Genomic DNA, 26,529 nt, shown 5'->3' on the forward strand with positions numbered 1-26,529 from the left:
CGAGGAGGCCGGTGAGCTGCTGCCGGCCTCCTCGGCACGTCCGCGTCAGTAACGCAGCACCCCCGCGATCCCGAGGGCCTCGCTGAGGCTGCCGTCCGGCACGAAGCGGACCTCGGCCCCGGTCTCCAGGCACTGCTCGACGATCTCGTCCACGATGTCCTCACGGGAGTCGAGATCACCGCTCGCGGCCGGGATCAGATGGTCGCCGCCCTCGTCGCGCACCGTCACCCGGTAGTTCTCCTCGACGGCCAGCAGCCGTACCCGGCCCTCGCGGGCGCTGCGCCAGACCTCGTCGACGCCGGCCGCGAACGACTTGCGGCCCTGGGCGTTCTCGAGCTCGCGCATGACGGCGCCGGCGCTCTTGCGGGCCTCGGCGGTGATCCGTGGCTCGATCGCGTGCCACACCGCGTCGCGCGTGCCGTGCGCGAGGCCGCCGTGCGGGATGTGCACCGCGATCTTCGTGCTGCCGCCGATCTCGGTCAGCAGGGACAGCGCCGCCTGTTCGCCGGTGACGTAGAGCGGCCGCGGATCGCGCCGCAGGATCGTGCTCATGGCCGAGTCGGCGTCCTTGAGGAAGTGGCGGGTGTCCTCGTCGCGGAACGTGCTCGGCGTGTCCCCGATCTGCTCCCGGCGTTCGGCGTCGAAGTTCTCGGCGCGCCGGGTCAGCGGGAAGCCGCCGAGGCGGGCCTCGGTGATGCGGTCGAGGCTGCCGTTCCACAGGGTGACGCGGTCGGCGGAGACCGACAGCACCCAGTACGGGCGTTCGGCGGCCTGCGCGGAGACCAGGTTGCGGGTGAGGAAGGTGTCCGAGAGCACCACGCGCTCGGGCACGGTGCGGGCGAGCGACCACACCTGGTGCTCACCCGGCGCGGCGAAGATGACCAGGCCGTCCTCGGCGTAGGTGAGATCGACCTCCGCGAGGGCCTGGTCGAGCTGTCGCTCGACGTCCGTGCGCCGCTCGCGGGTGACCGAGGGATCGGCCTCCAGCTGCTTCTTGGCCTCGGCGACGACATTGCGCAGCCGGACTTGGTCCTGGGCCCGATAGGGCTCGCGGCGATGCGTCGGCGTCAGCACGGACACGGCCGGATACGGGCGCGGGCGCCGCAGCTCGGTGAGGGTTGTGGGACTGAGTGCGTGCTCCATAACAGCACGATAGGACCGATTCACCGATCGGGCATTAGGGGCAATCCGATCACCCCGCCCGGGGCCTACTCCCTGTCATCCGCCGTCCCGCAGGAACTGCCGTCGGCCGGCAGCGTGCCGTACAGCAGGAAGGTGTCGACCTTGGCGTGCACACACTTGGAGGAGGCGTAACCGGTGTGCCCGCCGCCCTTGTTGTCGAGGATCACGGCCGAGGGCCCGAGGCGCCTCGCCGTCTCCACGGTCCAGCGGTACGGCGTCGCAGGGTCCCCGCGGGTGCCCACGAGGAGCATCTTCGAGGTGTCCACGTCCTTCACCTCGTCGCGGATGAAGTCCGTGCCCCGGGGGCGGCCGTAGCACATCAGCACCCCGCTGAGCCGGTACGGACCGAAGACGGGCGACGCCCGGTAGTACTCGGCGCGCAGCCGGTCGAGGTTGTCGACGATCTGCCTGCCGGTGGGCCGGTCCGGGTCGTCCGCGCAGTTGATCGCCATCAGCGCCGCGGGCATGTTGTCGAGGGGGACCTCCTCCTCGTCCACCAGGCCGCCGTCGGGATCGTCGGTCCCCTCGCGCCTCGGGGGCGCGGCCCCGCCGGCCGCGAAGGACTCGATGGCGTGCGTGTCGCCGTCCTCGACCAGCGCCGCCAGGGCCCGCTCCAGGGAGGGCCACAACTCCTCGCTGTAGAGCGCCTGTCCGAGCGCGCCGACCAGGTCCTGACCCGTGAACGGATCGCCGAAGGCCGACGGCACCGGGTCCGCGTCCAGCGACTCGACGAGGCGTACGACCTGCTTGCGGGCCTCGCGCGCGTCCTGCCCGAACGGACAGGCGATGTCCTTCACACACCAGTTGATGAACTCGTCCAGCGCCTTCTGCTGCCCCTGCGCGCCCGCCACGCCCTGCTCGGTCAGCGGCTCCGTCAGTGTGTCCACGCCGTCGAGCACCAACCGGCCGACCTTGTCCGGGAACTGTGCCGCGTACACCGCGCCGAGCCGTGTCCCGTACGAGAAGCCCAGGTAGTTGAGCTTGTCGTCGCCGAGTGCCGCGCGCATCACGTCCATGTCGCGGGAGGCGTTGACCGTGCCTATGTACGGCAGTACGGGGCCGGAGTGCCGGGTGCACACGTCGGCCGCCTTCTTCAACTGGGACAGCACGGTCTGCGGATCACGGCTGAGGTCGGTGCCGTCCTCCGGCAGCTGGATCTGCTCCTGGCCGTCGCCGCAGCTGACCGGGGAGGACCTGCCGACACCGCGCGGATCGAAGGTCACGACGTCGTAGTTGTCGGTGAGCTCCATGAACTCCTTGCCACCGGACATGAACTCGGGGATGCCGGGCCCACCCGGCCCGCCGAAGTTCAGCAGTACCGAGCCCCGCTTGTCGCCCGTGGCCCGATAGCGGGCGAGTGCCAGGTCCAGCGATCCCTTTCGGGGGTGGGCGTAGTCGAGCGGGACGGTGACCTTGCCGCACTGAAGATCCTTGGGCAGGCCCTCGCCCGGGCATTTCGACCAGGTGACCTTCTGCCCGTAGAAGCTGCCCAGGTCGGGATCGGAGTCGGCGGTGTTCGCGGACAGGCCCGTGGCGGACAGGGCGAGACCGACCGCGCAGGTGACCGTGCAGCGTCGCAGCATGGGCCGCGTTGACAGCTTGGCCAGCATGGATGCCTCCAGGACGCCCGTCGCGGACCGGGAAACGGCGTCCTCGATCACGATAAGCGGGCCCCGGGAGGGACGCCTCCCGGGATGCGGGGGCGTCCGAGCGGCCGTACCCTGCGCCCCTTGCGTTCCTATCGGGCGTTTTTGCCGCTAGTTCGACAAACGTGACACTCGATGGGGTGAAAGGCCGATAAGCCATAACTCCAATGGTTCGCCCGCGTTTTATCCGATGCGGGCGAGTGCTCGTGAACAAGTCTGGAAGGCAGGGAACCTATGAGACGGGTTACCCGAAACGGTGTGATCGCCTTCGCCTCTGCCGGGGCGATGGCTGTGACGGTGCCGGCATTCGCCGATTCCGCGGCGGAGGGTGCCGCGACCGACTCGCCGGGGCTGCTCGCCGGCAACACCATCCAGGTCCCGGTGCACGTGCCGGTGAACGTGTGCGGGAACACCGTGAACGTGGTGGGGCTGCTGAACCCCACCGCCGGCAACAAGTGCGTCAACGAGGACGGTGGGCACAAGACCAAGGCACCCTCGGGCGGCGGCGGCGCCTCGGCCGAGGGAAGCGGAAAGGATTCACCCGGTCTCGTGTCCGGGAACGTCGTGGAGCTGCCGGTCCACGTCCCCGTGAACGTCTCCGGCAACAGCGTGAACGTGGTCGGCGTCGGCAACGCGGCGGTGGACAACGAGTCGGTGAACACCTCCGTCCCGCCGCGCACCACCAAGCCCGCTCCGAAGCCGTCCACGGAGCCCAGGTCGCATCCGCCGAGGTCGGTGCCGCCCGCGCACGTGCCGCACGCGCCCGAGGCGACGCTGGCCTACACCGGAGCGGACCACACCGCCCCCACCGTGGCGGGCGCCGCGGCCCTCGTCCTGGGCGGGGCCGTCCTGTACCGCCGCTTCCGCCCGAGGTCGATGCGCTGACCTGCGCCGCGTCGCGGTACGGCAGGCCCCACCGGGCGCACGAGCGGTGGGGCCTTTGTCGTGCCTGAATCAGGGGTCCCGGGCTGCGGCGGTCGCCCGCGGCAGTGCGAACTGTTGCCCGGCAGGTCCCCCGCGGGGTGCCGCAACGGCTTGATCATGCCGTGACGCCCTCCCCGGGGTCAGCGAGGATGCTGCGTACGCGGATGATCACCGCGCGTACCCACCCCCACGGAACGGAGCGCATCCATGGCCTCTCCGGCCCCCGAAGACCTCGTCATCACCCAGGCCGGCCTCGACGACTGGCCGGTCGTCCGCGGCTGGGCCGTCGACGAGGGCTGGAACCCGGGAGTATCGGACAGCGCGGCCTTCTTCGCGCAGGATCCCGAGGGCTTCTTCATCGGCCGGATCGACGGCGAGCCCGTCTCGGCGATCTCCGTCGTCAACTACGGCTCCGACTACGCCTTCCTCGGCTGGTATCTGGTCCGCCCCGACGCCCGCGGCCACGGCTACGGCCTCACCACCTGGAAGACGGCGCTGGCGCACGCCGAGAACCGCACGGTGGGCCTCGACGGGGTCGTCGCCCAGCAGGACAACTACCGCCGCTCCGGCTTCGAGCTCGCCCATCGCACCTTCCGGTACACCGGCACCGCACCCGCCCGCCCGGCCCCCGCGGACGTGCGGGCGCTGCGGCCGGAGGACGTCGAGGACATCACCGCGTACGACGCGACCTGCACGCCCGCCGACCGGCCCGGCTTCCTCGCGCACTGGCTCACCGGCCCCGGACACCACGCCGTCGTACGCCGCGCCGGCGACCGCGTCACCGGTTACGGCGTGATCCGCCCCGGCCACGACTGCCCGCGCATCGGTCCGCTCTTCGCCGACACCCCCGATGACGCACGCGCCGTCTTCGACGCCCTCATCGCGGAGGCGGCCGGCGGCCAGGTCGCGATCGACGTGCCGGAGACCAACCCGGCGGGCGTCGCCCTCGCCGAGGAGGCCGGCTTCACGCCCTCCTTCGAGACGGCCCGCATGTACACGGGTCCGGTACGGCCGTACGCCCGGGAGCGCGTCTTCGGCGTCACCACGCTGGAACTCGGCTAGCGGGCTCCCGTCGGTGCTCGGGTCGAGGGCGTCCGCCTCAGCCCGTGCGCCGGTGGAACCGGAAGTGCAGTGCGCGGATGTCCTCCGTCAGCTCGGGCACGGGGCCGTCCACCGCCACGCCCGGCGCGACCTCCTGGATCGACAGGGCCCGCACCGGCGCGGCCGTCACCCCCAACTCGCCCAGCCATTCACCGAGTTGCTGGGACGAGGCGACGTACACGATGCGCCCCAGGCCCACCCACGCGTGCGCGGCCGAGCACATCGGGCAGTGCTCGCCGGAGGTGTACACCGTCGCGGCCGCACGCTCCTCGGGCGACATGTGGGCGGCGGACCACCGCGCCAGTTCGAACTCGGGGTGCCGGGTGTGGTCGCCCGAGGCCACCCTGTTGTGGTCCTCGGCGAGCACCTTTCCGTCCGCCCCCACCAGAACCGAACCGAACGGCTCGTCCCCCGTCTCCAGAGCCTCGGCCGCGAGCTCGACGCAGCGACGCAGGTGCGGCAGTTCGGTGTCCTTCACGACCATGGCTTCCGGCCCTCCAAGCGGCACGACTTCTCCCTGCGCCTTCCATGGTCGCCCACGCCGGGCCGGAAGGAGAGGCGGGGCCGTCCGATCCGGAAAGGCCTTGCCGCGGCGGCGGCGCGGTGCTGGAGTGGCCTCATGGATCATGCCGCGGTACTCGCCCTGTTCGACCGGGACATGCGTGAAGGCGCACAGCCGGACGGCCCCGACGCCCGGGTCGAACGGGTGGGCCGCATCGTCCGCCAGGTGTCGTCCGAGCACGGCTGGAACGGCGTCGTGTGGTCCGACCTGGACGCGGCGGGCGCCGACGGGGCGATCGCCGAGCAGATCGCCCACTTCTCCGGACTCGGCCGCGAGTTCGAGTGGAAGCTCTACGGCCACGACCTCCCGGTGGACCTCGGCCAGCGCCTCAGGGCGGCCGGCTTCGTGGGCCGGCCCGAGGAGACCCTGATGATCGGCGAGGTCGCCGACCTGAATCTGGACGCCGAGCCGCCGGAAGGCGTCCGCATACTGCCGGTGACCGACAGCGCCGGCGTCGACCTCGTCGCGCAGGTCCACGAGAAGGCCTTCGGCACCGACGGCTCCCGGCTCCGGCACCAGCTGATCGCCAGGCTCACGGCCGACGCGGACACCGTGGTCGCGGTCGTCGCCCTGGCCGGTGACACCCCGGTGAGCGCGGCCCGGATGGAGCTGGTGCCGGGCACGCGGTTCGCCGGGTTGTGGGGCGGCGGGACCGTCGAGGGCTGGCGGGGCCGCGGCATCTACCGTGCGCTGGTCGCCCACCGCGCCCGTGCCGCGGTGGACCGCGGCTACCGGTACCTCCAGGTCGACGCCATGAGCAGCAGCCGCCCCATCCTGGAGCGGCTGGGCTTCGAACCGCTGACGACCACGACGCCGTACGTCTACACGCCGTAGGGTCGACCGCCACGACCCGGCGCGATGCCGGGGGCGCCCCGCCCGGATGTCACATCCGGGCCCCGCCGGTTCGTCGCAAGGTCATGACGACGAACCACAACGACGACAAGAGCACCGGCCGGACGATCCTCCTCGCGGGCGCAGGCGGCGTCCTCGGCCGGCACATCACCCGCGCCCTGACCGAGGCGGGCCACGAGGTCACCGGCCTCGGCCGCGGCGCACGCAACGACATCCGGGCCGACCTGATGGACCGGGACGCCCTGCTGCGCGCCGTCGACGGCCACCGCTTCGACACGGTGATCCACGCCGCGACCGTGCTGAGCAAGCCGCCCATGCGCCACCGCGACATGCACGCCACCAACGCGCTGCGCACCGACGGAACCGCCCACCTCGTCGAGGCCGCGCGGGCCACCGGTGCCCGGCGTCTCGTGGCCGAGTCGATGGTCTTCGGATACGGCTACGGCGACCACGGCGAGCGTGTGCTCACCGAGGACGATCCCTTCGGCCCGCGTGGCCGCTCCCCGGAGCTGGAACGGCACATCGAGGCGATGCGTGTGAAGGAACGACTCACCCTCGAAACCCCGGGGTTGGACGGCATCGCCCTGCGCTTCGGACTCTTCTACGGCCCCGGCGGCACCGACGCGCTCCTGCCCATGCTGCGCAAACGGCAACTGCCCTTGCCCGCGGACCACGGCCGGGTCCTGCCCTGGATCGAGCTCACCGACGCGGCCCGTGCGGTGGTCGCCGCCATCGAACGGGGGCGGCCCGGCCAGGCGTACAACATCGCCGACCGGACGCCGATGGGGTTCGGGAGCCATGTCCGTTGCGTGGCCGAGGAGTTCGCGCTGCCGAAGCCGATGACCGTACCGCTGTGGCTGATGCGGCCCATGTCGTACGCGCACACGGTGATGTCGGCGACGCTGCGGGTGTCCACGGCGAAGGCCGAGCGGGAACTCGGCTGGACGCCGGTCCATCCGGCGGCCCGCGACGGCCTGGCCGCGCTGCGGGCCTCCGGGGCCGTCGCCTGACGTGGGGTGCCGTGCGGAGCCGGGCGCCGTGGAGCCCGTGTCACCGGCGCGGCGCCCGCTCGTTCTCCCGGTGTGGTGTCAGCGGCGTGCCTTCGCCCGGTCCAGTGCCACGACGCCGAGTGCGGCGAGGCCGATCTGGATGAGCCACTCGATCCAGTCGACTCCGTCGGTGTCGGCCACGTCGAGGCCGGCCGCGAGCGCCGAACCGAGCAGCGCGGCCACGATGCCGACGAGGATCGTCCACAGGACACCGATGCGCTGACGACCCGGAACGACGAGCCGGCCGAGCACACCGATGACGATGCCGATCACGATGGCACTGATGATGCCCGAGATCTCCATTTCGCCCCTCTTCCTCCTGTCCCCGTAGTAATGCGAGTTCCCCGTGGAGCGAGGGACAGTCCGTTCCGCTTCAGTCGGCGGTCGGTGCCCTACCGGTCACCGCCGTGGGGACGTCCACGGTCCATCCCGTCGCCGCCACCACCTCCGTGGCGATGTCGATCACCGTGCGGCCGTCCGTCGGCACGCGCCGCACGTCAGCGGGTGCGTGTTCGTCCAGGAGTCGGGCCTTGCGCCGGCTGCCGCGTATCTCGTGCTCCAGCTCGGAGCCCAGCTCACGCCCGGTCAGGCGCTGTGCGGCCGTCTCGTCGGTCGCGGTCAGCAGCACCCGCACGAGCCGTACGTCGTCCCCCATGGCTCGGCGGAACATGGGCGCCGCCATGTCGAGCACGCTCGAGGTGTTCGTGTAGACGAGCCGCCGGTGACCGAGGTCGGCGTAGTTCGACCACACCGCGGCCAGGTTCCGTGCCGTGATGCCGGAGCGGTGCGCGTCGTCCGGCGGCGCAGGGTGGACGGCCCCCATGAAGTCGCCGTCGATCACCGCGTGCGCGACCTGCGCGGCCCGCAGCAGGGCCGAGACCTCCCAGCCGACCGTGGTCTTCCCGACCCCGGCCCGCCCTCCGATCAGTAGGACCTCGGCGTGCTCCATACCGGCAGCCTGCCCGGGTGCGGGCTTGCTTCGCGAGTGGTTTTGTGGGCAGATGATCGTCTGATCGGCGGAGGTGCGAATGGCGGAGCGGGTGCTCGGCGGCGGAGCCGTCAACGAGGTCGTGCGGGTCGGGACCACGGTGCGGCGTCCACCGCACGAACGGTCGGGTTACGTGCGGGAGTTGCTCACGCTCTTCGAGTCCCGGGAGTGGGCGGGCGCCCCGCCCTACATCGGGACGGACAAACAGGGGCGGGAGGTCTTCGGCTACCTGGAGGGGCGGGCGGCGGTCACCGCCGAGGAGCGGGCCGCGGCCCGCACGGACACCGCGCTCGTGCGGGTGGCCCGACTCGTGCGCGCCGTCCACGACATGACGCACGGAACCGAACTGGCCGGCGACCGGGACGTCGTGTGCCACAACGACCTCGCCCCGAAGAACACGATCTACACCGTCGAGGACGGCGAATGGTGGCCGACTGCCTTCGTCGACTGGGACCTGGCCGCACCCGGCGAGCGGGTGCACGACCTCGCGCACGTGTGCTGGCAGTACCTCGACCTCGGGCCGCGTGTCACCGACGTGCCCGAGGCGGCCCGGCGGATCGCCCTCGTACGTGACGCGTACGGTCCGTGCGACGGCGGCGAGGACCTCGTGGACGCGATCCTGTGGTGGCAGGACCGCTGCCGGCAGGGCATCGAGGCGGGTGCGCAGCGAGGTGAGCCGGCCATGGTGGCGCTGCGGCAGCGCGGCGTCCTGGTCGAGGTGCGCGACGCCCATGCCTGGACGGCCGAACACCGGGGCGCGCTGGGGGCGTTGCTGCGCTGACGCGGCGCACGGGCGCGGCGTCTAGGCCTCGCCCCAGGACGCCAGCCTGCCGTCCGGGTGGAGAGCGACGTGCAGTCCGTTGTTCTCGCCGTACGCGGCCCGGCCGTCGGCGACGAGCGTGTCGAGCCGCTTGCCGCCGGCGTAGACGTCGGCCTCGTAGTGGTCGGCCGTCAGCCGGTAGATCTTGGCCGTCGTCGACCCGTCCGCCAGCGTCGACGTGCCGATCAGGACGCGCTCGGCGGCCGGCTCGGGCTTGGGCTCGGCCCGCTCGACCCAGGACGAGACCCGGCCGTCGGGGCGGAGCGTGACTTGCAGCCCGTTGTGCTGGGCGTGCGTGGGCATGCCCTGGGTGTACAAAGTGCCGTACTTCGCTCCCTCGGCCCAGATCTCCGCCTCGTAGCGGTCCTTGCCGGTCTTGTAGACCTTGGCCCGGCTGACCTCGTCAGCGAGCTTCACCGTCGTCACGTACCCGCGCTTGGCCTTGGTGTGCTGGGCCACGGACGGGATGTGCGCGGGGGCGGCGAGGGCGCCGGCGGCCGAGATGCCGAGTGCCGTGGTGACACCGGCGGCGACGAGGGCGGTGCGCAGGGTGCGGGAAGCACGCATCAGGGAGTCGTTTCCTTCGGTGGGGTTCGTTCCGACGCATTCGAAGCTACGGACCGCCCATCAAGGGATCCCGTACGTCATGTAACAACCATTCGACACATGTGACGCAGAACGGGCAGAAGTCCTCGATTGACATGCAGGCGATTGCCTGCATAACGTGGAGTGTGCGATCAGAGAGCGACACCGCGATGGACAAGGTCTTCAAGGCGCTGGCCGACGACACGCGCAGACGGCTCCTGGACCGGCTGCACGAGGACAACGGGCAGACGCTGGGCGAGCTGTGCGCGCGCATCGACATGACACGTCAGTCGGTGACCCAGCACCTGGGCGTCCTGGAGGCGGCCAATCTGGTCAGCACGGTGTGGCGGGGGCGGGAGAAGCTGCACTACCTCAATCCGGTCCCGCTCCATGAGATCCAGGAGCGGTGGATCGACAAGTTCGAGAGCCCGCGCCTGCGCGTGCTCGGGGCCGTGAAACGACGAGCCGAGGAAGCCATGACCGACAAGCCCACATTCGTCTACGTCACCTACATCGAGAGCACGCCCGAGAAGGTCTGGGACGCCCTCACCGACGCCGACCTGACCGCCGCCTACTGGGGCCACAGCAATGTCTCGGACTGGCGGCCCGGTTCCCGCTGGGAGCACGTCCGCACCGACGGCTCGGGCATCGCCGACGTCGTCGGCGCCGTCGTGGAGAGCGAGCGTCCGACCCGGCTGGTCACCACCTGGGCGGCGCCGGACGAGGAGGGGCAGGAGGACAGGCACTCCCGGGTCACCTTCGACATCCGGCAGCACGCCGAGATCGTCCGGCTCACCGTGACCCACGAGGACCTCGCGGACGAGGGCGAGCGTGCCGACGTGTCCTCCGGCTGGCCGGCGGTGCTGTCCAACCTCAAGTCGCTGCTGGAGACCGGCCATGTCCTGCCGCAGGAGCCGTGGCTGATGCCGGCGCACTGAGCGCGCCGTGGTCCGAGAGCACGAGAAGGCCGGTCCGCGGGTGCGGTCCGGCCTTCGTGTCCGACTCTCCCGTGTGCCGCTACGGCCTCGGAGTGCTCTTGGCCGCCGCGCCGGCGCACATCAGCCCTAGGAGCACGGCCAGCGCGCCGATGATGATGTTGTTCACTATGACACCGGCGTCCGGGCTGTCACCGACCACCCACGGCGCGATGATCATCCAGACACCGATCGCGCAGCAGGCCCAGCTGAGGCCGTACATGCGTTCCGGGGCCCGGGTGAACCCGAGGGCCAGCAGGCCGATCGCTATCCCCACGATCAGGTTGTGGGTCACGAGCGGGGGCTGGCTCGCCGTGTAGTGGAGTATCCAGGGGGACACGGCGCAGTACAGACCGAGCAGGAACACCGGTCCGTCCAAAAGCGTCACATCACGACCGCCGAGCATGCGGGCATAGCGCTCCCGCATCTCCGATACATCGGGGTGGCTGGATATGTCACCTCTGGTGGGCGAGACGTTGGCCATGACTCGTCTCCTTTGACTCGCAGGCCTGACCGCTACTGGTGCGGTGTGCGGTAAGCGCCGCCTCAGCCCATTCTGCGCTTATTTCTTCCTTATGTGTAGTGGTGAGAGGTCTGCGGGAGGTTGCGCCTCGCACCTGATCGCAGGAAGTTCCCCCACCGGCCAATCCGGCCCGCCCGCAGCTTCGGATTACGCGGGACAAGGCGATCGCAGCGGGTGGGAGGAGCAACGATGGCGCCAGCGTCACGGCCGGAGGATGCGGCGGGGGGCGGGTCCGGTGCGCGTCGGCGTACGGCCGTCGTGGGCAGCGGGATCGCGGGACTGACCGCGGCGCATGTGCTGGCCCGCGCCCATCACGTCACGCTGTACGAGGCCGACGACCGGCTCGGCGGACACGCCCACACCCATGAACTGACGTCGGGTGACGGCACCGTCCACCGGGTGGACTCCGGCTTCATCGTGCACAACCGGCGCACCTACCCGCAGCTGCTGCGGCTCTTCGGCGAACTCGACGTCGCCACGCGGGAGTCGGAGATGAGCATGTCCGTGCGGTGCGAGGGCTGCGGCCTGGAGTACGCGGGCGCCCGCGGCCCCGCCGGACTGCTCGCCCGGCCCCGCAACGCCCTGCGCGGCACCTATCTGCGGATGCTCGCCGAGGTCCCCGCCTTCCATCGCGCGGCCCGCCGGCTCCTCGCCCGCCCGGCCGAGGACACCTGCACCCTCGGCGAGTTCCTGGACCGGGAGGGCTTCTCGCCCTATTTCCGCAGCCACTTCATGACGCCGCTCGTCTCCGCGGTCTGGTCCTGCGACGCGGCGACCGCCGGACGCTACCCCGCCGCCTACCTGTTCCGCTTCCTCGACCACCACGGCATGCTCTCGATCGGCGGCTCACCCCAGTGGCGCACGGTGACCGGCGGCTCGCGGACCTACGTCGACCGGATCGCCGAGCGTCTCCACCAGGTGCGCACCGGTGCCCCCGTACACGCCGTGCGCCGGCACGCAGGCGGGGCCGACGTCACGACACGCGACGGCACCACCGAGTCGTACGACTCCGTCGTGATCGCCGTACACCCCGACCAGGCCCTCACCCTCCTCGCCGACGCCTCCCCGGCGGAGAAGGAGGTGCTGGGGGCCTTCCGCTACTCGCGCAACGCCACGCTCCTGCACACCGACACGACACTGCTTCCGCGTGCCCGTGCCGCCCGCGCGTCGTGGAACTACCTGATGCCCTCGTGCCGGGCACCCGCCGACCGGGTCCGCGTCAGCTACGACATGAACCGCCTCCAGGGACTCGACACCCCGGAGACGTACGTGGTCACGCTCGGCGGCGAGGACCGCGTCGACCCGGCCCGGATCCGGGCCCGCATGGTCTACGAACACCCCGTCTACACGCCCGAGTCGGTCGCCGCGCAGCAGCGGCTGCCCGAACTGGACACCGCCGTCACCGCGTTCGCCGGCGCCTACCACGGCTGGGGCTTCCACGAGGACGGCTGCCGCTCCGGAGTGACGGCCGCCGCGGCACTGGGGGTGCGATGGTGACGGCGACCCCGGCCCTGTACTCCTGCGCGATCACGCATGTGCGCACGGCGCCCACCCGGTACGGGCTGCGGCACCGCACCTACATGTGGCTGATCGACCCCGACCGGCCGCCTCGACTCCCGTACGCGGTACGGGCGTTGGCGCGCTTCGACCCGCGCGACCACTTCGACGGCACACAGCCCTCCATCCGGGCCGGGCTCGACAAGTACCTCGCCGACCGCGGTGTCGACCTGCGCGGCGGGCGCGTGGTCATGCTCACCCACGCGCGCGTATTCGGGTACGTCTTCAACCCCCTCACCCTCTACTGGTGTCACGACCCCGACGGCCGGCCGCGCTGCGTGGTCGCCGAGGTCCACAACACGTACGGCGAACGGCACTGCTACCTCCTCCGCCCGGACGCGGAGGACGTCGCGTACACCGGCAAGGAGTTCTACGTCTCGCCGTTCTTCCCCGTCGACGGCCGCTACCGCATGCGCGTTCCGGCGCCCGACCGCCGGCTCGACCTCACCGTGCGCCTGGACCGTGCGGGCGGCCGGCCCTTCACCGCAACCGTTCGCGGCCTGCGCCGGGAAGTGACGACCGGCACGCTGCTCCGGCTGGCGCTACGTCACCCGTGGTCCACGGCCGCGGTGTCGGCGGCCATCCGGATGCACGGCATCCGCCTGTACCTGCGGGGACTGCCCGTCCAGCCCCGCCCCCGCCACCGGACTCCGGAGAATGTGAAATGAGAGCCGCCGAGCCCCGCTCCGCCGCCGAGCAGGGGGACGCCCCCACGGGCGACCTCGACGCCGAACACCCCAGCGCCGACGCCGACGCGGAACGCCCTGGCGCCACGCCCGCCGACCCCGATGCCGACCCCACCCGGCTCGACGTGCCGGCCCCACCCGCAGCCACCTGGCCCCGGACCTCGCTGACCCGTGCCGTGGTGCGCCGGGCCCTGCGCGAGCTGCCCCTGCAAGCCCGCTTCGCCGGAACGGGCAGCGTCGGCAAGGGCGGACCCCTGCTGGACGTCCACGATCCGGACGCCTTCCACCGACGCATCGGATCCCAGGGGCTGATCGGATTCGGCGAGTCCTACATGGCGGGTGAGTGGGACGCGCCCGACCCGGTCGGCGTCCTCACCGTGCTGGCCGCCCACGCGGCCGAACTGGTCCCGGCCACGTTGCAGCGCCTGCGCGGCCTGTGGGCCCTGCGCCAGCCGCCGAGCCGCCGCAACACACCCGATCACGCCCGGGACAACATCAGCCACCACTACGACCTGTCCAACGAACTGTTCGCCCTCTTCCTGGACGACACCCTCACCTACTCCTCGGCGCTCTTCCGCGGCTTCCCCGCCCACTGGGACCTGCTCGCCGCCGCCCAGCACCGCAAGATCGACCGGCTGCTCGACCTGGCCGAGGTCGGCGGCGGCACCCGGCTGCTGGAGATCGGCACCGGCTGGGGCGAACTGGCGATCCGGGCCGCCGCCCGTGGCGCGCATGTCACCTCGCTGACCCTCTCCCGGGAACAGCGCGACCTGGCCCGTGAGCGGGTCCGCGAGGCGGGCCTGGGCGAGCGCGTCGCGATAGAGCTGTGCGACTACCGGGAGGCACGCGGCAGCTACGACGCCGTGGTGAGCGTCGAGATGCTGGAGGCGGTCGGCGAGGAGTTCTGGCCGGTGTACTTCCGCACCCTGGACGAGCGGCTCGTTCCCGGCGGACGTGCCGCGTTCCAGGTCATCACCATGCCGCACGAGCGGATGCTGGCCAGCCGGAACACCCACACCTGGATCCAGAAGTACATCTTCCCCGGCGGCCTGCTGCCCTCCGCGAAGGCCATCGAATGGACCGTCCGGGACCACACCCGGCTCGCCGTCACCCGCCGCGAGGGCTTCGGCGCGCACTACGCCGAGACGCTGCGCCTGTGGCGCGAACGGTTCACCGAGCGCGCGGACGAGGTGGCCGGCCTCGGCTTCGACGAGACCTTCCGGCGCATGTGGACCTTCTACCTGGCCTACTCCGAGGCCGGATTCCGCTCCGGATACCTCGACGTCCAGCAGTACCTGTGCACGAAGGAGGACCTCGCCCGATGACCACCGCCGGAACCGACCGAGACGAGCCGACCCCCCGAACCGACCGGCCGGGCCCCGCCCCGGACGACCGGCCGGGTGTCGCCCACCGGCTCGCCGCCCTGGCCGGAGAAGCGCTCGGCGGCCCGTTGCCGGTGCGGCTGCGCGCCTGGGACGGCAGCGAGGCCGGCCCGGCCGACGGGCCCGTGGCCGTCGTACGTTCCCGGCGCGCCCTGCGGCGACTGCTGTGGGCACCCGGCGAGCTGGGCCTGGCCCAGGCGTACGTGACCGGTGACCTCGACGTCGAGGGCGACCTGGCGCAGGCGCTGCGCATCATGTGGGCTGCGGCCCGGGACCATGGCTCGCACGCCCCACGGCTCACCCTCGCAGGCCGGGCCCGGGCGGTCGGCACGGCCGTACGGCTCGGTGCCGTCGGTCCCCGTCCGGCCGCGCCGCCGTCCCAGGCACGCCTGCGCGGCCGCCTGCACAGCAAGTCCCGCGACCGGGACGCCATCAGCCACCACTACGACCTGTCCAACGACTTCTACCGGCTCCTCCTCGACGACACCATGGCCTACTCCTGCGGCTACTGGGCGAGCGACGACCCCGGCTTCGGTTCCGCCGACGCCCAGCGGGCCAAGCTGGAACTGATCTGCCGCAAGCTGGCCGTCGTGCCCGGCGCCCGGCTGCTCGACATCGGCTGCGGCTGGGGCTCCCTCACGCTGCACGCGGCCGAACGGCACAAGGCGCAGGTCACCGCCGTCACCCTGGCCGCGGAGCAGGCCGCGTACGTGCGGGAACAGGTGCGTGAACGCCGCCTGGAGCACCGGGTCGAGGTCGTGTGCCAGGACTACCGGGACATCACGGGCGGCGACTACGACGCGGTCGCCACCGTCGAGATGGGCGAGCACGTCGGCGACGCCGAGTACCCGGCCTTCGCCGCCGCCCTGCACCGGCTCGTCCGGCCCCAGGGGCGCGTGCTGGTGCAGCAGATGTCGCGCGCGGGCAACGCACCGGGCGGCGGCGCCTTCATCGAGGCATACATCGCCCCCGACATGCACATGCGACCGCTCGGCGACACCGCCGGGCTCTTGGAGCGCGCCGGGCTGGAGGTGCGGCACATCGAATCGCTGCGCGAGCACTACGTGCGCACGGTCGCGGCGTGGCAGCGCACCCTGGAGGAACGCTGGGACGACGTCGTACGGATGACCGGCGAGGAGACGGCACGCGTATGGCGGCTGTACCTGGCCGGCGGCGCACTCGCCTTCGAGGAGGGGCGTATGGGCGTCGACCAGATCCTGAGCGTTCGCCCGAATCCGCGCGGCGGCAGTGGCATGCCGCTGTCGCCGGAGCACTGGTACGCGGGGCTGGACCGGTCGTGAACGGCCTCGACTGGGGCGCCTTCGCCCTCAACCTGCTCTGGGCCGCGGCCGCCGTCCTCGCCGTCATGCTGGTCACCTTCGCCGTGGCCGTACGTCTGGGCGTCCACCGCGTGGTCGACATCGCCTGGGGCGCCGCGTTCGGAGCGGTCGCCGTCGTGACCTTCGTGGCGTCGGCCGGGGACGGGGACCTCGGGCGCCGGGTCCTGGTCACCGCCCTGACGGTGGTGTGGGGGCTGCGGCTCGCCGTGCACATCGCCCGCCGGGGGCACGGCGACGGCGAGGACCCGCGCTACGACGCCCTGCTGGCGAAGGTGCCCGGGAACCGCGACCTGTACGCGCTGCGCGTCGTGTACCTGCTCCAGGGCGCACTGGTGCTGCTCGTGTCGCTCCCGGTCCAGGCCGCCCAGTACGTACCGGCGGACATGACGGCCTTCGCCTGGGCCGGCACCGCGCTCTGGGCGGTGGGCCTGTTCTTCGAAGCCGTCGGGGACGCCCAGCTGGCCCGCTTCAAGGCGGATCCCGCTCACCGAGGCCGGATCATGGACCGGGGGCTGTGGCGCTACACCCGGCACCCCAACTACTTCGGGGACTTCTGCGTCTGGTGGGGGCTGTTCCTGATCGCCTGCGACTCGGGCGCGGCGGCCCTGGTGTCCGTCGTCTCCCCGCTGGTGATGACCTTCCTGCTCGTCCGCGGGAGCGGGAAGCCGCTGCTGGAGCGGCACATGAGCGAACGTCCGGGATACGCCGAGTACGTCGCCCGTACGAGCGGATTCTTCCCTTGGCCGCCGCGTCGCCGTGTATGACGGACCGCCCGCGACGGACCGGCGTGTCAGGCCGGGAAGTCCATCACTGCGACCGGTGGCGAGGTGGGTTCCGGCGAGCCGCCCGCCGGTTCCACCGTGATGCCCATGCCGTCCGCCCCGTCCAGGGCGCCCTGGAGCAGCACCGACTGGTCGGCCCGGCGCGGGTCCATCAGACCGGCGGGCCGCATGGTGCCGCGGTCGTCGAACCACAGCTGGTAGACCTTGCCGCGCGGCGGCTCCGCCATGCCGGAGCTGACGAACACGGCCTTGTCCAGGCTCCGGGACACCACCACCGCACCGGTCGCACCGCCCGCCAGCCGGGCCGTACCGGTGCGCGCGTCGGGAGCGGTGAGCACGGCGGCCAGCTCGTCGGCGCTCGCCCGTGCCTGGCGGGCCTCGGCCCGCGCGTCCCCGGCACGATCGCGCTGCCACACGGCGACGCCGCCCAGCCCGGCGGCGGCGAGACAGGCGGCCAACGCCCACCGGGACGACCGGCGCGCCCGCGCCCCGAACCGGCCGGCACGGGCGGTGGAGGCCGACACCGGCCTCTCCTGCCGTACGGCGGCTATGCGGTGCAGTACCTGCTCCCGCATCTCCGGCGGCATCGGCCCGGCCGTCGCGAGGCCGAGCCTGGCCGCGGTCGCGGTGAACTCGGCGACCTCCTGCGCGCAGGCCTCGCAGTCCGCGAGATGCCGCTCGAAGGCGGCCCGCTCGTCGTGGGGGAGGGCGTGCAGGGCGTAGGCACCGGACAGCGTGTGCAGCTCGGCGGTGATCACACGGTCACCCCCAGACAGTCACGCAGCCGGACGAGGCCGTCGCGCAGCCGCGTCTTGACCGTGCCGAGCGGCAGCGCGAGGGTCTCGGCGACCTGGCGGTACGTCAGCCCCCGGTAGTACGCGAGCGTGACGGCCTGCTTCTGGAGGTCCGTGAGGGTCCGCAGACAGCGCCGCACCTGCTCCCGCTCCAGACGTGCCTCGACCTGCTCGGTCACGTGGTCGTACTCGGGCAACCGGTCGAGCAGCGCGGCCTTGTGCTCCCGCGCAGCGGCGGCCTCCACCGACCGCACCCGGTCCACGGCCCGCCGGTGCGCGAGCGTCAGGATCCAGTTCACGGGGGTGCCGCGGTCGGGCCGGTACCGGGGAGCCGTCCGCCACACCTCCACCAGCACCTCCTGGGCCACCTCCTCCGACTGGGCCCGGTCGCGCAGCACGCTGCGGACCACCCCGTGGACGGGGCTCGCCACGGAGTCGTACAGCGCGGCGAACGCGTCCTGGTCGCCCAGGGCCACCCGCTGCACCAGTTCCGCCAGATCGGGCTTTGACGACGGGTTCGGGCCGATGTACACGGCTTCTTTCACGAGGGGTCCTCCGGGAGTGGGACATGGCCGCGGCTGTGGCCTGCCCGGCGGCCTGCCCGGCCGCCGGGCCGAACGACGGAGCGGCTGCCGGCGGACGTCCGACGGCAGGCCCGCCCCCGAGGAGCGCCGATTCTCCCCGGGGGCGAGCGGGGGAGCGGGGCCTGCTCCCCGGGTGCGGCGCGAGGGGATGCGCCGCTCGATGTGGCTTTGTGTTGGTCGTGCGCGCCACCGACGTGCCGGCGTGCCGTTCAGACCTGGACGTCCTCCCGCAGACGGTGGTGCAGCCGGTGCAGGCCGCGCCGGGCGTGGCTCTTGACCGTCCCCAGGGGCCAGCCGGTGCGTTCGGCGATCTGGGTCTGGGTGAGGTCCTCGTAGAAGGTCAGCCGCAGCACCCGCTGCTGGGCGTCCGGCAGCCCGGCGAGCGCGTCGCGGACGACCACCCGGTCCAGGGCGGCCTCCGCGAACCGGTCGCTGCCGCCCTCGTCGGGGGAGAGACGGGTGCCGGCCGAGGCGACGAGGTCACTGCGCCGCGTCCGTGCGGACAGGGCGTCGGCGATCTTGCGCCGGGTGATGCCCGAGATCCAGCCGGCGACCGTGCCGCGCTCGGGCCGGTAGCCCTGCCGACCCCGCCACACGCCGAGGAAGACCTGCTGGGTGACGTCCTCCGCCTCCCGCGCGTCGCCGAGCGCCCGCCAGGCGAGCGTGTGCACCAGGGGCGACCAGCGCCGGTACAGGGCGGCCAGACACGCCTCGTCGCCCGAGACCAGGCCACGCTCCAGCTCTTCCTCGCCGGTCGGTGCCGGGCCCTGATCGGTGGATCCGGCAGCCGAGCGGGCCGGGGGCACGGCGCTCGGAGGCGGTGTCATGTCGATGGCTCCTCTCCTGAGGGACGGCTCGGTCCTGCGGTCGGTTCGCGACGGACGGATCCGGTCCTCGGGTCGGTCGGGGGGCCTCTGTTGATCCGGCCGCGCCGGGTAACGCCATCGTGTGATCCGGGGCGGGAGGACAACAACACGCATCGGTTGTGCGTCGTATCGTCGGGACCATGGAGAAGACGGCGAGCCAGGCGGACCTCGGGACCGGACCCCGGGAGTCGGCCTCCCGGGAGGCGGGCGCGGGTCTCACGACCGGTGCGCTGGCCCGCCGGCTCGGGGTGTCGCCCACCACGCTGCGTTCCTGGGACCGCCGCTACGGCATCGGGCCGGAGGTCCGCGGCGAGGGCCGGCACCGGCGGTGGACGCCGCGGGACGTCGCCGTGCTGGAGGCGATGTGCCGGCTGACGTCCGCCGGAGTACCGCCCGCGGAGGCCGCCCGCACCGCGAGCCGGGGAGCGGACGATGCCGTCGCGCTCGCGGACGACGCCGAGGCCGCGCCGACGGGCGGCGCCCGGACCCGTGCGAGCGGCACGCTGCCGCTGGGCGATGTGCGTCAGGAGTGCCGTGGGCTCGCCCGGGCCGCGGTGCGGCTCGACGCGCCCGCCGTGGAGCAGCAGTTGGCCTCGGCGGTGGACGACCACGGCATCGTCGTCGCCTGGCAGGAGGTGATGGCGCCGACGCTGCACGCGGTGGGCCGCAAGTGGGCCTCGTCAGGCGACCGTTACGTCGAGGTGGAACACCTGCTGTCCTGGCACGTCTCCAGCGCGCTCCGCCGGTGCACCCGCCCCCTGGGGACACCGGGCCCGGCCCACGCTCCCGGACCCGTGCTGCTGGCCTGCGTGCCCGGCGAGCAGCACAGCCTCCCGCTCGAGGCGCTCAACGCCGGGCTGTGCGAACTGGGCCTGCCCACGCGGATGTTCGGCGGCGCCGTCCCCGCGGAGGCGCTCACGGCCGCGGTGACCCGGATCGGTCCTGCGGTGGTCGTGCTGTGGGCCCAGACCCGGTCGGCCGCGAGCCTGCCGCTGGCCCAGCACATCGCGGGCGCGCAGTGGGGCGTGCGGGGCGCACGCGGCCGGCCCGTGGTGATGCTGGGCGGCCCCGGCTGGCTCGGCCGCCCCGGGCCGGGAATGCTGCGGCCCACCAGCCTGAAGGACGCGCTGGACGTGCTCACGGGGCTGTACTCGCAAGGGACGCCCGCGGGTTCGCAGTGACCCGGGGCGGGCGAGGGGAGGTCATCTCCCACGGGCCTGCTTGAAGCGGGCCAGCCCGTCGGACAGGTCGATGATCGGATCCGGGTAGTCCAGCGCGGCACGCTCGTCGTCGGGCAGCCGCCACGGCTCGTGCACCGTACGTCCCTCGACCCCCGCCAACTCCGGTACCCAGCGCCGGACATAGCCGCCGTCGGGGTCGTAGCGCTTGGCCTGCGTGACCGGGTTGAGGACACGGTTGGGCCGGGTGTCTGTGCCCGTCCCCGCGACCCACTGCCAGTTCAGCTGGTTGTTGGCGACATCGCCGTCGACCAGCAGATCGAGGAAGTGCCGGGCGCCGATGCGCCAGTCGACGTACAGGGTCTTGGCCAGGAAGCTCGCCGTCAGCAGGCGGCCGCGGTTGTGCATCCAGCCCTCGTGCCGCAGCTGGCGCATCGCGGCGTCGACGACCGGATAGCCGGTGCGGCCCTCCCTCCACGCCTCGATGTCGTCGCGCGCCTCCCGCTCGGAGCGCCAACGGTCGTGCCGGGGGCGGTAGTCGGCGCTGCCCGCGTCCGGCCGCGCGGCGAGGACCTGCCGGTGGAAGTCGCGCCAGGCGAGCTGCCGTACGAAGGCCTCGGCACCGGGCCCGCCGGCCCGCCGCGCGCGGTGGACCAGCTCGACGGGGGACAGGGTGCCGAAGTGCAGATGCGGGGAGAGGTGGGAGGTGGCGTCGCCGGCGAGGTCGTCATGGCGCTCCTCGTAGGCGGACACCGGTCCGCGCAGCCACGCGGTGAGCAGTTTGCGGCCCTCCTGCTCGCCTCCCGCGGCGAGCCCCTGCGACACGCCCCGCACATCGTCACGGGAGGGGAGCGGCTCGGAGCCGACGCCGTCCGGGACCCGTACCTTGCGCGGCGCGCCCAGCGCGTCCCGCACCAGCTCGTCGGACCAGCGGCGGAAGTAGGGCGTGAAGACGGCGAAGTGGTCCGAGCCGGCCGGGGTCACCGCCCCCGGGGCGACGGCGGTGCTCACCGTGTCGTGGACGTGCAGCCGCACCCCTTCGGCCTCCAGGGCCCGCCGCAGCCGCTCCTCGCGCCGCTGGGCGTGGGCGCTGGCGTCGGACGCCATGTGCACCTCGTCGGCGTCCGCCTCGGTGACCACCTTGCAGACCTGGTCCACGAGGTCGCCCTCGCGCACGACGAGCCGGCCGCCCCGCTCGCGCAGCCCGGCGTCCAGGTCGCGCAGACAGTCGGCGAGGAAGGCCAGCCTGTTCGGTACGGCGAACCCGGCGCCGTCCACCGCCCGGTCCCGCACGAACAGCGGGACCGTCAGCTCGGTGCCGTCGAGGGCGGCGCGCAGCGGCGGGTGGTCGTGCAGCCGCAGATCGGAGGTGAACAGGACGACCGAGATGCTCATGTCGGGTGCTCCGTGGGAGTCGGGGATCTGACCCGCTGCCCGGTCGATGCGGTCGATGCGGTCGACGGGGGCGGCCGGGAAGGTCAGGGAACGCGGGCGCCGTCCGGTGCGGGGGCGGGCGTGCTCGCCGCGGCCCGGGCGATGTTGCGGGCCATGCCGCCGAACACGATCGCGTGGAAGGGGGAGACGCTCCACCAGTACGCCTGGCCGAGCAGACCGTGCGGATGGAACAGGGCGCGCTGCCGGTACCGGGTGCGGCCGTCCCCGTCGGTGAGGACCCGCATCTCCAGCCAGGCCAGCCCCGGCAGCCGCATCTCGGCGCGCAGCCGCAGCAGCCGGCCGGGCTCGATCGCCTCGACCCGCCAGAAGTCCAGCGAGTCGCCGACCCGCAGCCGGGACGCGTCGCGGCGCCCCCGGCGCAGCCCCACCCCGCCGACCAGCCGGTCGAGCCAGCCGCGCACCGCCCACGCGAGCGGGAAGGAGTACCAGCCGTTCTCGCCGCCGATCCCCTCGATCACCCGCCACAGCGCCCCGGGTGAGGCGTCGACCCGGCACTCCCGGTCGTCGCTGTACAGGCTTCCGCCCGCCCAGTGCGGGTCGGTCGGCAGGGGGTCGCTCGGGGCGCCGGGCACGGACGCCGACGACCAGCGGGTCGTCACCCGCGCGTCCCGCACCCGCCGCAGGGCCAGCCGTACGGCCTCCTCGAAGCCGATCGGATGCCCCGGCGGGTCGGGGACGTGTTCGGTGATGTCGTGCTCGGCGCACACCACCTCGTGCCGCAGCGACTCGGTGAGCGGGCGTGCGATCGAGGAGGGGACAGGGGTGACCAGGCCGACCCAGAGGCTGGACAGGCCGGGGGTGAGCATCGGCACGGTGAGGATGACCCGGCGCGGCAGCCCGGCGACCGCCGCGTAGCGGACCATCATCTCCCGGTACGTCAGCACGTCCGGCCCGCCGATGTCGAAGGTCCGGTTGACGTCCTCGGGCATCCGGGCGCTGCCGACGAGGGCGCGCAGCACGTCCCGGACGGCCACGGGCTGGATGCGGGTGTGCACCCAGCCGGGAGTGACCATCACCGGCAGGCGTTCGGTCAGATAGCGCAGCATCTCGAAGGAGGCGGAGCCCGAGCCGAGGATGACGGCCGCCCGCAGGACGGTCGTCGGCACCCCTGAGGCCAGCAGGATCCGGCCGACCTCGGCCCGCGAGCGCAGATGCGGGGAGAGCTCCCGCTCGGGCACGCCCGCGGGGGTGAGACCGCCGAGGTAGACGATCCGCCGGACGCCCGCGGCCCGTGCCTGCTCGGCGAAGATCCGCGCGGCCCTGCGGTCGGTCTCCTCGAATTCCTTCCCGGTGCCCAGGGCGTGCACCAGGTAGTACGCCACGTCGACGCCCTCCAGCGCCCGGCGGACGGAGGCCGCGTCGGTGACGTCGCCGCGCACCACCTCGGCCTCCTTCGCCCAGGGGTGATCACGCAGCCGGTCGGGGGAGCGGGCCAGGCAGCGCACCCCGAACCCGGCGTCCAGCAGCTCGGGCACGAGGCGCCCGCCGATGTAACCCGTGGCGCCGGTCACCAGGCACCGCGGTCCCTCACGCACCTCGTCCTGCTCCATCTGGCATCGGTCCTCACGTGTCGGAACCCCCTGGTGATCACTTCCCCGCCCGGGGCGGTTTCGGATGCGGCCACCGTCGGGCGAGGGGAACGGCGGCGGGTCTATAGGGTGATCGCGTGGGCACAGCGAACGACGGGCAACAGCGTGCGGCGGGACCGGAGTCCGGCGCGGACGGGACGCCGACCGACCTGTACTCCTTCGCGGTGCGGCTGCGCCGCATGAACGGAGAGATCAACCGTCTGGTCCATGGCTTCGCGGCCGAGCACGGTCTGCACCCCACGGACATCCAGGCCCTCGCGGCGATCATGGACACGGACGAACCGATGACCCCCGGCCGCCTGCGGCAGCACCTCGGCCTCACCTCTGGGGCGGTCACGGCGTGCGTGGACCGCCTGGAGCGCGCGGGGCACATCCGCAGGGTCCGGGAGAGCGCCGACCGCAGGGTCGTCCATCTGCACTACGCCCCCGACGCGCGGTCCGCGGCCCGGTCCTACTTCCGTCCGCTCGCCGCGGCGACGGAGGCCGCCCGCGCACAGTTCAGCGAGGCGGAGCTGGCCGTGGTGCTGCGCTTCCTCACCGCGATGAACGAGGAACTGGGCACGGTCGGGCCGGGCGCCCGCTGAATTCGCCGGCCCGCGGGTGCATCCGACCCCCGGGAGGCAACGGAAGAACGGGTGTCGTCTACGATCACGGACAGCAAATATCTCAATCATTGAGATTGTTTGTTGTTGAGGTATCTGCCGTCCGGGCAGCCCTCCTGCCGTACGAACAGCTCTGGAGACCGATGTCCTCCCCCGCCCGACGCGCCCGTGTGCTCGTCCCCCTGCTCCTGCTGGTCGGCTGGCTCGTCGCCGGAGGTGTCCTCGGCCCCTACGCCGGACGCCTCGGCGAGGTCGCGACCAATGACCAGGCCGCGTTCCTGCCGCGCAGCGCCGAGTCGACCGAAGTCATAGCGCAGCAGCGCGCGTTCCGGCAGAACGAGACCCTGCCCGTGATCGTGGTCTGGACCGGCGAGGAAGGCACCGGGATCACCGAGCGGCGGACCGCCGCCACCCGGGCCCTCGCCTCCCTCACCGGCTCGCCCGGAGTCGCCGGCGAGGTCTCACCGGCGATCCCGTCCGAGGACGGGCAGGCACTGGAGGGCGTGGTCCCGCTGCGCCCCGACCTCGGCGACGAACTCGCCGGCACCCTGGACCGCGTCCGCGCGGCCGCCGAGCGCGTCCCGGGCACCACGGTCCAGCTCGCGGGTCCCGCCGCGACCCAGGCCGACCTGTCCGACGCCTTCGCCGGCATCGACGGGCTGCTCCTCGCGGTCGCGCTGGCCGTGGTCCTGGTCATCCTGCTGCTCGTCTACCGCAGCCTGCTGCTGCCCCTGGTGATCATCGTCGGTTCGGTCTTCGCCCTCGGCGTGGCCTGCGCCGTGGTGTACGTCCTGGCCGACCACGACGTCGTCCGCGTCGACGGGCAGGTGCAGGGCATCCTCTCGATCCTCGTGATCGGCGCGGCCACCGACTACGCCCTGCTGCTCACGGCCCGCTACCGCGAGGAACTCGCCCGGCGCGCCGACCGGTTCACCGCCATGGCGGCCGCGCTGCGGCAGTCCTGGGCGGCGATCACCGCCAGCGCCGCCACCGTCGCGCTCGGACTGCTCGCCCTGCTGCTCAGCGACCTCACCAACAACCGCGCCCTCGGCCCGGTCGGCGCCATCGGCATCGCCTGCGCCGTCCTGACCTCGCTGACCTTCCTGCCCGCCGCGCTCGTCCTCCTCGGCCGCGCCGCCTACTGGCCCGCAAGGCCGCGCCCCGTGGACGCGGACCGGGAAGGCATCTGGCACCGGGTCGCCGCCCTGGTCGACCGGGCGCCGCGCAAGGTCTGGGCGGTCACCCTCGCCGTCCTGCTGGCCGGCGCCGCCTGCGCGCCCCTCCTCACCTCCAAGGGGGTCCCGCTCGACGAGACCTTCGTCAACGACGCGCCCTCGGTCGCCGCGCAGCAGACCCTGAGCCGGCACTTCCCGGCCGGCTCCGGCAACCCCGCCGTGGTCGTCGCCGACGCCGGCCGGCTCACCGACGTCGTCCGCGCGGCCGAGGACACCGAGGGCGTCGCTTCCGCCGCCGCGGCCGGCGCCTCGGGCCGGCCCGGTGACGAACCCCTCGTCGTCGACGGCCGGGTACGCGTCGACGTCACCCTCACCGCCGCCCCCGACAGCGACGCCGCCAAGGACACCGTCGCCCGGCTGCGCGCCGCCGTGCACGACGTGCCGGACGCCGACGCCCTCGTCGGCGGCTACACGGCCCAGCAGTACGACACCCTGCGCACCGCCCAGGACGACCGTGCCCTGATCGTCCCCGTGGTCCTCGCGATCATCCTGGTCATCCTGATCGCGCTGCTGCGCTCGCTCCTGCTGCCGGTGCTGCTGGTGGTGACGGTGGCTCTCAACTTCCTGACCACACTGGGCGTCTCGGCGCTGGTGTTCCGTCACATCCTCGGCTTCGAGGGGACCGACGCGTCGGTGCCGCTGTACGGGTTCGTGTTCCTCGTCGCCCTCGGGGTCGACTACAACATCTTCCTCATGTCCCGGGTGCGGGAGGAGACACTGCGGCACGGGCCCGCGCAGGGCATCTCCCGCGGCCTCGTCAGCACCGGCGGGGTCATCACCTCCGCCGGTGTGGTGCTGGCCGCCACCTTCGCCGCCCTCGGCGTGATCCCGCTGGCGTTCCTCGTACAGATCGCCTTCATCGTGGCCTTCGGCGTCCTGCTCGACACCCTCGTCGTGCGGTCGCTGCTGGTGCCCGCGCTGGTGCGGGACATCGGGCCGCGCGTGTGGTGGCCGACGTCCGTCGGAGAAAACACGAAGGGGTGAACATGCTCACGCCGAAGGCGGGCAGGCGGAGTGTACGGGGCAACTACTCGGCCCACGAGGCGAAGTCCGATCCTGGAGGTGTCTGCCGGTATGGGCGCGAAGGTGTTGGAGCGGTTTCCCGCGGGTGCTCCGCGCGGATCGTGGCCGGCGGAGGAGTACGCGGCCGAACGCCGCGCCCATGGTGAACCGGCGACCGTCGTGATGGACCTGAAGTCGGACGCCTTCCTCGTCGTCGTCCCCACGCGCGAAGAGGACTGAGCGGGCCTCCGCACGCCGGGCGGGATCAGGG

General features: G+C 72.7%; 27 protein-coding genes. 15 read left to right on the top strand and 12 right to left on the bottom strand.

What is annotated here, in order from left to right; translation table 11 throughout:
• Positions 1-45: 45 nt before the first annotated feature.
• Positions 46-1,143, bottom strand: a complete 1,098-nt coding sequence (locus CP983_RS40590; protein ID WP_107909874.1) for a baeRF3 domain-containing protein — start codon at positions 1,141-1,143, stop codon at positions 46-48.
• Positions 1,144-1,208: 65 nt separating this feature from the next.
• On the bottom strand, positions 1,209-2,792 hold the full coding sequence (locus CP983_RS40595) for an alpha/beta hydrolase (protein WP_150505380.1): 1,584 nt from the start codon (positions 2,790-2,792) through the stop codon (positions 1,209-1,211).
• 270 nt (positions 2,793-3,062) lie between these two features.
• Here CP983_RS40595 and CP983_RS40600 point away from each other — a divergent pair, with 270 nt between their 5' ends.
• Positions 3,063-3,713 (top strand): chaplin, encoded by a 651-nt coding sequence (locus CP983_RS40600; protein ID WP_107909872.1) that lies wholly within the window; start codon positions 3,063-3,065, stop codon positions 3,711-3,713.
• 246 nt (positions 3,714-3,959) lie between these two features.
• On the top strand, positions 3,960-4,814 hold the full coding sequence (locus CP983_RS40605; protein ID WP_150505382.1) for a GNAT family N-acetyltransferase: 855 nt from the start codon (positions 3,960-3,962) through the stop codon (positions 4,812-4,814).
• A gap of 37 nt (positions 4,815-4,851) precedes the next feature.
• On the opposite strand, the gene CP983_RS40610 is transcribed toward CP983_RS40605, so the two are convergent.
• Positions 4,852-5,337 (bottom strand): nucleoside deaminase, encoded by a 486-nt coding sequence (locus tag CP983_RS40610; RefSeq protein ID WP_150507179.1) that lies wholly within the window; start codon positions 5,335-5,337, stop codon positions 4,852-4,854.
• A 135-nt stretch (positions 5,338-5,472) separates the two neighbouring features.
• On the opposite strand from CP983_RS40610, the gene CP983_RS40615 reads away from it, so the two are divergent.
• Together CP983_RS40615 and CP983_RS40620 are read left to right on the top strand one after the other, a co-directional pair.
• Positions 5,473-6,249, top strand: a complete 777-nt coding sequence (locus CP983_RS40615; protein WP_150505384.1) for a GNAT family N-acetyltransferase — start codon at positions 5,473-5,475, stop codon at positions 6,247-6,249.
• Between the two features lie 83 nt (positions 6,250-6,332).
• Positions 6,333-7,277, top strand: coding sequence for an NAD-dependent epimerase/dehydratase family protein (locus CP983_RS40620; RefSeq protein WP_150505386.1), 945 nt, complete (start codon positions 6,333-6,335; stop codon positions 7,275-7,277).
• Between the two features lie 78 nt (positions 7,278-7,355).
• Here CP983_RS40620 and CP983_RS40625 read toward each other — a convergent pair whose 3' ends face one another.
• Both CP983_RS40625 and CP983_RS40630 read right to left on the bottom strand, forming a co-directional pair.
• On the bottom strand, positions 7,356-7,619 hold the full coding sequence (locus tag CP983_RS40625) for a GlsB/YeaQ/YmgE family stress response membrane protein (RefSeq protein WP_030956038.1): 264 nt from the start codon (positions 7,617-7,619) through the stop codon (positions 7,356-7,358).
• Between the two features lie 70 nt (positions 7,620-7,689).
• Complete coding sequence (locus CP983_RS40630; RefSeq protein ID WP_150505388.1) at positions 7,690-8,265, bottom strand: nucleoside/nucleotide kinase family protein; 576 nt, start codon at positions 8,263-8,265, stop codon at positions 7,690-7,692.
• A 79-nt stretch (positions 8,266-8,344) separates the two neighbouring features.
• Between CP983_RS40630 and CP983_RS40635 the strand changes: the two genes are divergently transcribed.
• Positions 8,345-9,085 (top strand): phosphotransferase, encoded by a 741-nt coding sequence (locus tag CP983_RS40635; RefSeq protein ID WP_150505390.1) that lies wholly within the window; start codon positions 8,345-8,347, stop codon positions 9,083-9,085.
• Positions 9,086-9,106: 21 nt separating this feature from the next.
• Here the strand turns inward: CP983_RS40635 and CP983_RS40640 are convergent, their stop codons facing one another.
• Positions 9,107-9,691, bottom strand: a complete 585-nt coding sequence (locus CP983_RS40640; protein WP_150505392.1) for a hypothetical protein — start codon at positions 9,689-9,691, stop codon at positions 9,107-9,109.
• A 188-nt stretch (positions 9,692-9,879) separates the two neighbouring features.
• On the opposite strand from CP983_RS40640, the gene CP983_RS40645 reads away from it, so the two are divergent.
• Positions 9,880-10,647, top strand: a complete 768-nt coding sequence (locus CP983_RS40645; RefSeq protein WP_150507181.1) for an ArsR/SmtB family transcription factor — start codon at positions 9,880-9,882, stop codon at positions 10,645-10,647.
• 79 nt (positions 10,648-10,726) lie between these two features.
• On the opposite strand, the gene CP983_RS40650 is transcribed toward CP983_RS40645, so the two are convergent.
• The gene (locus CP983_RS40650) at positions 10,727-11,167 is read right to left on the bottom strand and encodes an SPW repeat protein (RefSeq protein WP_030956152.1); all 441 of its coding nucleotides are present in this window, start codon (positions 11,165-11,167) and stop codon (positions 10,727-10,729) included.
• A 228-nt stretch (positions 11,168-11,395) separates the two neighbouring features.
• Between CP983_RS40650 and CP983_RS40655 the strand changes: the two genes are divergently transcribed.
• Genes CP983_RS40655 through CP983_RS40675 form a run of 5 tightly spaced genes read left to right on the top strand, consistent with a single transcriptional unit; the run spans position 11,396 to position 16,935 of the window.
• Positions 11,396-12,703 (top strand): NAD(P)/FAD-dependent oxidoreductase, encoded by a 1,308-nt coding sequence (locus CP983_RS40655; protein ID WP_150505394.1) that lies wholly within the window; start codon positions 11,396-11,398, stop codon positions 12,701-12,703.
• Entirely contained in the window at positions 12,697-13,431 is a 735-nt protein-coding gene (locus CP983_RS40660) for a DUF1365 domain-containing protein (RefSeq protein WP_150505396.1), read from the top strand. Before CP983_RS40655 ends, CP983_RS40660 begins: the two co-directional genes overlap by 7 nt.
• Complete coding sequence (locus tag CP983_RS40665) at positions 13,428-14,774, top strand: SAM-dependent methyltransferase (RefSeq protein ID WP_150505398.1); 1,347 nt, start codon at positions 13,428-13,430, stop codon at positions 14,772-14,774. The genes CP983_RS40660 and CP983_RS40665 overlap by 4 nt, the downstream gene beginning before the upstream one ends.
• The gene (locus CP983_RS40670; RefSeq protein WP_150505400.1) at positions 14,771-16,132 is read left to right on the top strand and encodes an SAM-dependent methyltransferase; all 1,362 of its coding nucleotides are present in this window, start codon (positions 14,771-14,773) and stop codon (positions 16,130-16,132) included. The genes CP983_RS40665 and CP983_RS40670 overlap by 4 nt, the downstream gene beginning before the upstream one ends.
• Entirely contained in the window at positions 16,129-16,935 is an 807-nt protein-coding gene (locus CP983_RS40675) for a DUF1295 domain-containing protein (protein WP_150505402.1), read from the top strand. The genes CP983_RS40670 and CP983_RS40675 overlap by 4 nt, the downstream gene beginning before the upstream one ends.
• Positions 16,936-16,961: 26 nt before the next feature.
• Here the strand turns inward: CP983_RS40675 and CP983_RS40680 are convergent, their stop codons facing one another.
• The 3 genes from CP983_RS40680 to CP983_RS40690 all read right to left on the bottom strand — a co-directional run bounded on the left by CP983_RS40680 (position 16,962) and on the right by CP983_RS40690 (position 19,158).
• A complete protein-coding gene (locus CP983_RS40680) occupies positions 16,962-17,711 on the bottom strand; it encodes an anti-sigma factor (RefSeq protein WP_150505404.1) in 750 nt (249 codons plus the stop codon).
• Entirely contained in the window at positions 17,708-18,292 is a 585-nt protein-coding gene (locus CP983_RS40685; protein ID WP_125525416.1) for a sigma-70 family RNA polymerase sigma factor, read from the bottom strand. Before CP983_RS40685 ends, CP983_RS40680 begins: the two co-directional genes overlap by 4 nt.
• Before the next feature lie 248 nt (positions 18,293-18,540).
• Positions 18,541-19,158 (bottom strand): sigma-70 family RNA polymerase sigma factor, encoded by a 618-nt coding sequence (locus tag CP983_RS40690; protein WP_150505406.1) that lies wholly within the window; start codon positions 19,156-19,158, stop codon positions 18,541-18,543.
• A 179-nt stretch (positions 19,159-19,337) separates the two neighbouring features.
• Here CP983_RS40690 and CP983_RS40695 point away from each other — a divergent pair, with 179 nt between their 5' ends.
• Entirely contained in the window at positions 19,338-20,378 is a 1,041-nt protein-coding gene (locus tag CP983_RS40695) for a MerR family transcriptional regulator (protein ID WP_150505408.1), read from the top strand.
• Positions 20,379-20,399: 21 nt separating this feature from the next.
• Here CP983_RS40695 and CP983_RS40700 read toward each other — a convergent pair whose 3' ends face one another.
• Together CP983_RS40700 and CP983_RS40705 are read right to left on the bottom strand one after the other, a co-directional pair.
• Complete coding sequence (locus tag CP983_RS40700; protein WP_150505410.1) at positions 20,400-21,770, bottom strand: cryptochrome/photolyase family protein; 1,371 nt, start codon at positions 21,768-21,770, stop codon at positions 20,400-20,402.
• Positions 21,771-21,853: 83 nt separating this feature from the next.
• The gene (locus tag CP983_RS40705; protein ID WP_107909848.1) at positions 21,854-23,380 is read right to left on the bottom strand and encodes an SDR family oxidoreductase; all 1,527 of its coding nucleotides are present in this window, start codon (positions 23,378-23,380) and stop codon (positions 21,854-21,856) included.
• Positions 23,381-23,496: 116 nt separating this feature from the next.
• On the opposite strand from CP983_RS40705, the gene CP983_RS40710 reads away from it, so the two are divergent.
• The 3 genes from CP983_RS40710 (at position 23,497) to CP983_RS40720 (ending at position 26,498) form a co-directional block, all read left to right on the top strand.
• A complete protein-coding gene (locus tag CP983_RS40710) occupies positions 23,497-24,003 on the top strand; it encodes a MarR family winged helix-turn-helix transcriptional regulator (protein ID WP_229915081.1) in 507 nt (168 codons plus the stop codon).
• Between the two features lie 161 nt (positions 24,004-24,164).
• On the top strand, positions 24,165-26,240 hold the full coding sequence (locus tag CP983_RS40715; protein ID WP_150505412.1) for an MMPL family transporter: 2,076 nt from the start codon (positions 24,165-24,167) through the stop codon (positions 26,238-26,240).
• Positions 26,241-26,330: 90 nt separating this feature from the next.
• Entirely contained in the window at positions 26,331-26,498 is a 168-nt protein-coding gene (locus CP983_RS40720; RefSeq protein ID WP_185932772.1) for a hypothetical protein, read from the top strand.
• Positions 26,499-26,529 lie beyond the last annotated feature (31 nt).

The organism is Streptomyces chartreusis, assembly GCF_008704715.1.
GTDB lineage: Bacteria > Actinomycetota > Actinomycetes > Streptomycetales > Streptomycetaceae > Streptomyces > Streptomyces chartreusis.

What these genes read in the sequence shown, in the direction of transcription:
- CP983_RS40590 (WP_107909874.1), bottom strand. Translation starts at nt 1,143, where the DNA reads ATGGAGCACGCACTCAGTCCCACAACCCTCACCGAGCTGCGGCGCCCG.
- CP983_RS40595 (WP_150505380.1), bottom strand. Translation starts at nt 2,792, where the DNA reads ATGCTGGCCAAGCTGTCAACGCGGCCCATGCTGCGACGCTGCACGGTC.
- CP983_RS40600 (WP_107909872.1), top strand. Translation starts at nt 3,063, where the DNA reads ATGAGACGGGTTACCCGAAACGGTGTGATCGCCTTCGCCTCTGCCGGG.
- CP983_RS40605 (WP_150505382.1), top strand. Translation starts at nt 3,960, where the DNA reads ATGGCCTCTCCGGCCCCCGAAGACCTCGTCATCACCCAGGCCGGCCTC.
- CP983_RS40610 (WP_150507179.1), bottom strand. Translation starts at nt 5,337, where the DNA reads ATGGTCGTGAAGGACACCGAACTGCCGCACCTGCGTCGCTGCGTCGAG.
- CP983_RS40615 (WP_150505384.1), top strand. Translation starts at nt 5,473, where the DNA reads ATGGATCATGCCGCGGTACTCGCCCTGTTCGACCGGGACATGCGTGAA.
- CP983_RS40620 (WP_150505386.1), top strand. Translation starts at nt 6,333, where the DNA reads ATGACGACGAACCACAACGACGACAAGAGCACCGGCCGGACGATCCTC.
- CP983_RS40625 (WP_030956038.1), bottom strand. Translation starts at nt 7,619, where the DNA reads ATGGAGATCTCGGGCATCATCAGTGCCATCGTGATCGGCATCGTCATC.
- CP983_RS40630 (WP_150505388.1), bottom strand. Translation starts at nt 8,265, where the DNA reads ATGGAGCACGCCGAGGTCCTACTGATCGGAGGGCGGGCCGGGGTCGGG.
- CP983_RS40635 (WP_150505390.1), top strand. Translation starts at nt 8,345, where the DNA reads ATGGCGGAGCGGGTGCTCGGCGGCGGAGCCGTCAACGAGGTCGTGCGG.
- CP983_RS40640 (WP_150505392.1), bottom strand. Translation starts at nt 9,691, where the DNA reads ATGCGTGCTTCCCGCACCCTGCGCACCGCCCTCGTCGCCGCCGGTGTC.
- CP983_RS40645 (WP_150507181.1), top strand. Translation starts at nt 9,880, where the DNA reads ATGGACAAGGTCTTCAAGGCGCTGGCCGACGACACGCGCAGACGGCTC.
- CP983_RS40650 (WP_030956152.1), bottom strand. Translation starts at nt 11,167, where the DNA reads ATGGCCAACGTCTCGCCCACCAGAGGTGACATATCCAGCCACCCCGAT.
- CP983_RS40655 (WP_150505394.1), top strand. Translation starts at nt 11,396, where the DNA reads ATGGCGCCAGCGTCACGGCCGGAGGATGCGGCGGGGGGCGGGTCCGGT.
- CP983_RS40660 (WP_150505396.1), top strand. Translation starts at nt 12,697, where the DNA reads ATGGTGACGGCGACCCCGGCCCTGTACTCCTGCGCGATCACGCATGTG.
- CP983_RS40665 (WP_150505398.1), top strand. Translation starts at nt 13,428, where the DNA reads ATGAGAGCCGCCGAGCCCCGCTCCGCCGCCGAGCAGGGGGACGCCCCC.
- CP983_RS40670 (WP_150505400.1), top strand. Translation starts at nt 14,771, where the DNA reads ATGACCACCGCCGGAACCGACCGAGACGAGCCGACCCCCCGAACCGAC.
- CP983_RS40690 (WP_150505406.1), bottom strand. Translation starts at nt 19,158, where the DNA reads ATGACACCGCCTCCGAGCGCCGTGCCCCCGGCCCGCTCGGCTGCCGGA.
- CP983_RS40695 (WP_150505408.1), top strand. Translation starts at nt 19,338, where the DNA reads ATGGAGAAGACGGCGAGCCAGGCGGACCTCGGGACCGGACCCCGGGAG.
- CP983_RS40700 (WP_150505410.1), bottom strand. Translation starts at nt 21,770, where the DNA reads ATGAGCATCTCGGTCGTCCTGTTCACCTCCGATCTGCGGCTGCACGAC.
- CP983_RS40705 (WP_107909848.1), bottom strand. Translation starts at nt 23,380, where the DNA reads ATGGAGCAGGACGAGGTGCGTGAGGGACCGCGGTGCCTGGTGACCGGC.
- CP983_RS40715 (WP_150505412.1), top strand. Translation starts at nt 24,165, where the DNA reads ATGTCCTCCCCCGCCCGACGCGCCCGTGTGCTCGTCCCCCTGCTCCTG.
- CP983_RS40720 (WP_185932772.1), top strand. Translation starts at nt 26,331, where the DNA reads ATGGGCGCGAAGGTGTTGGAGCGGTTTCCCGCGGGTGCTCCGCGCGGA.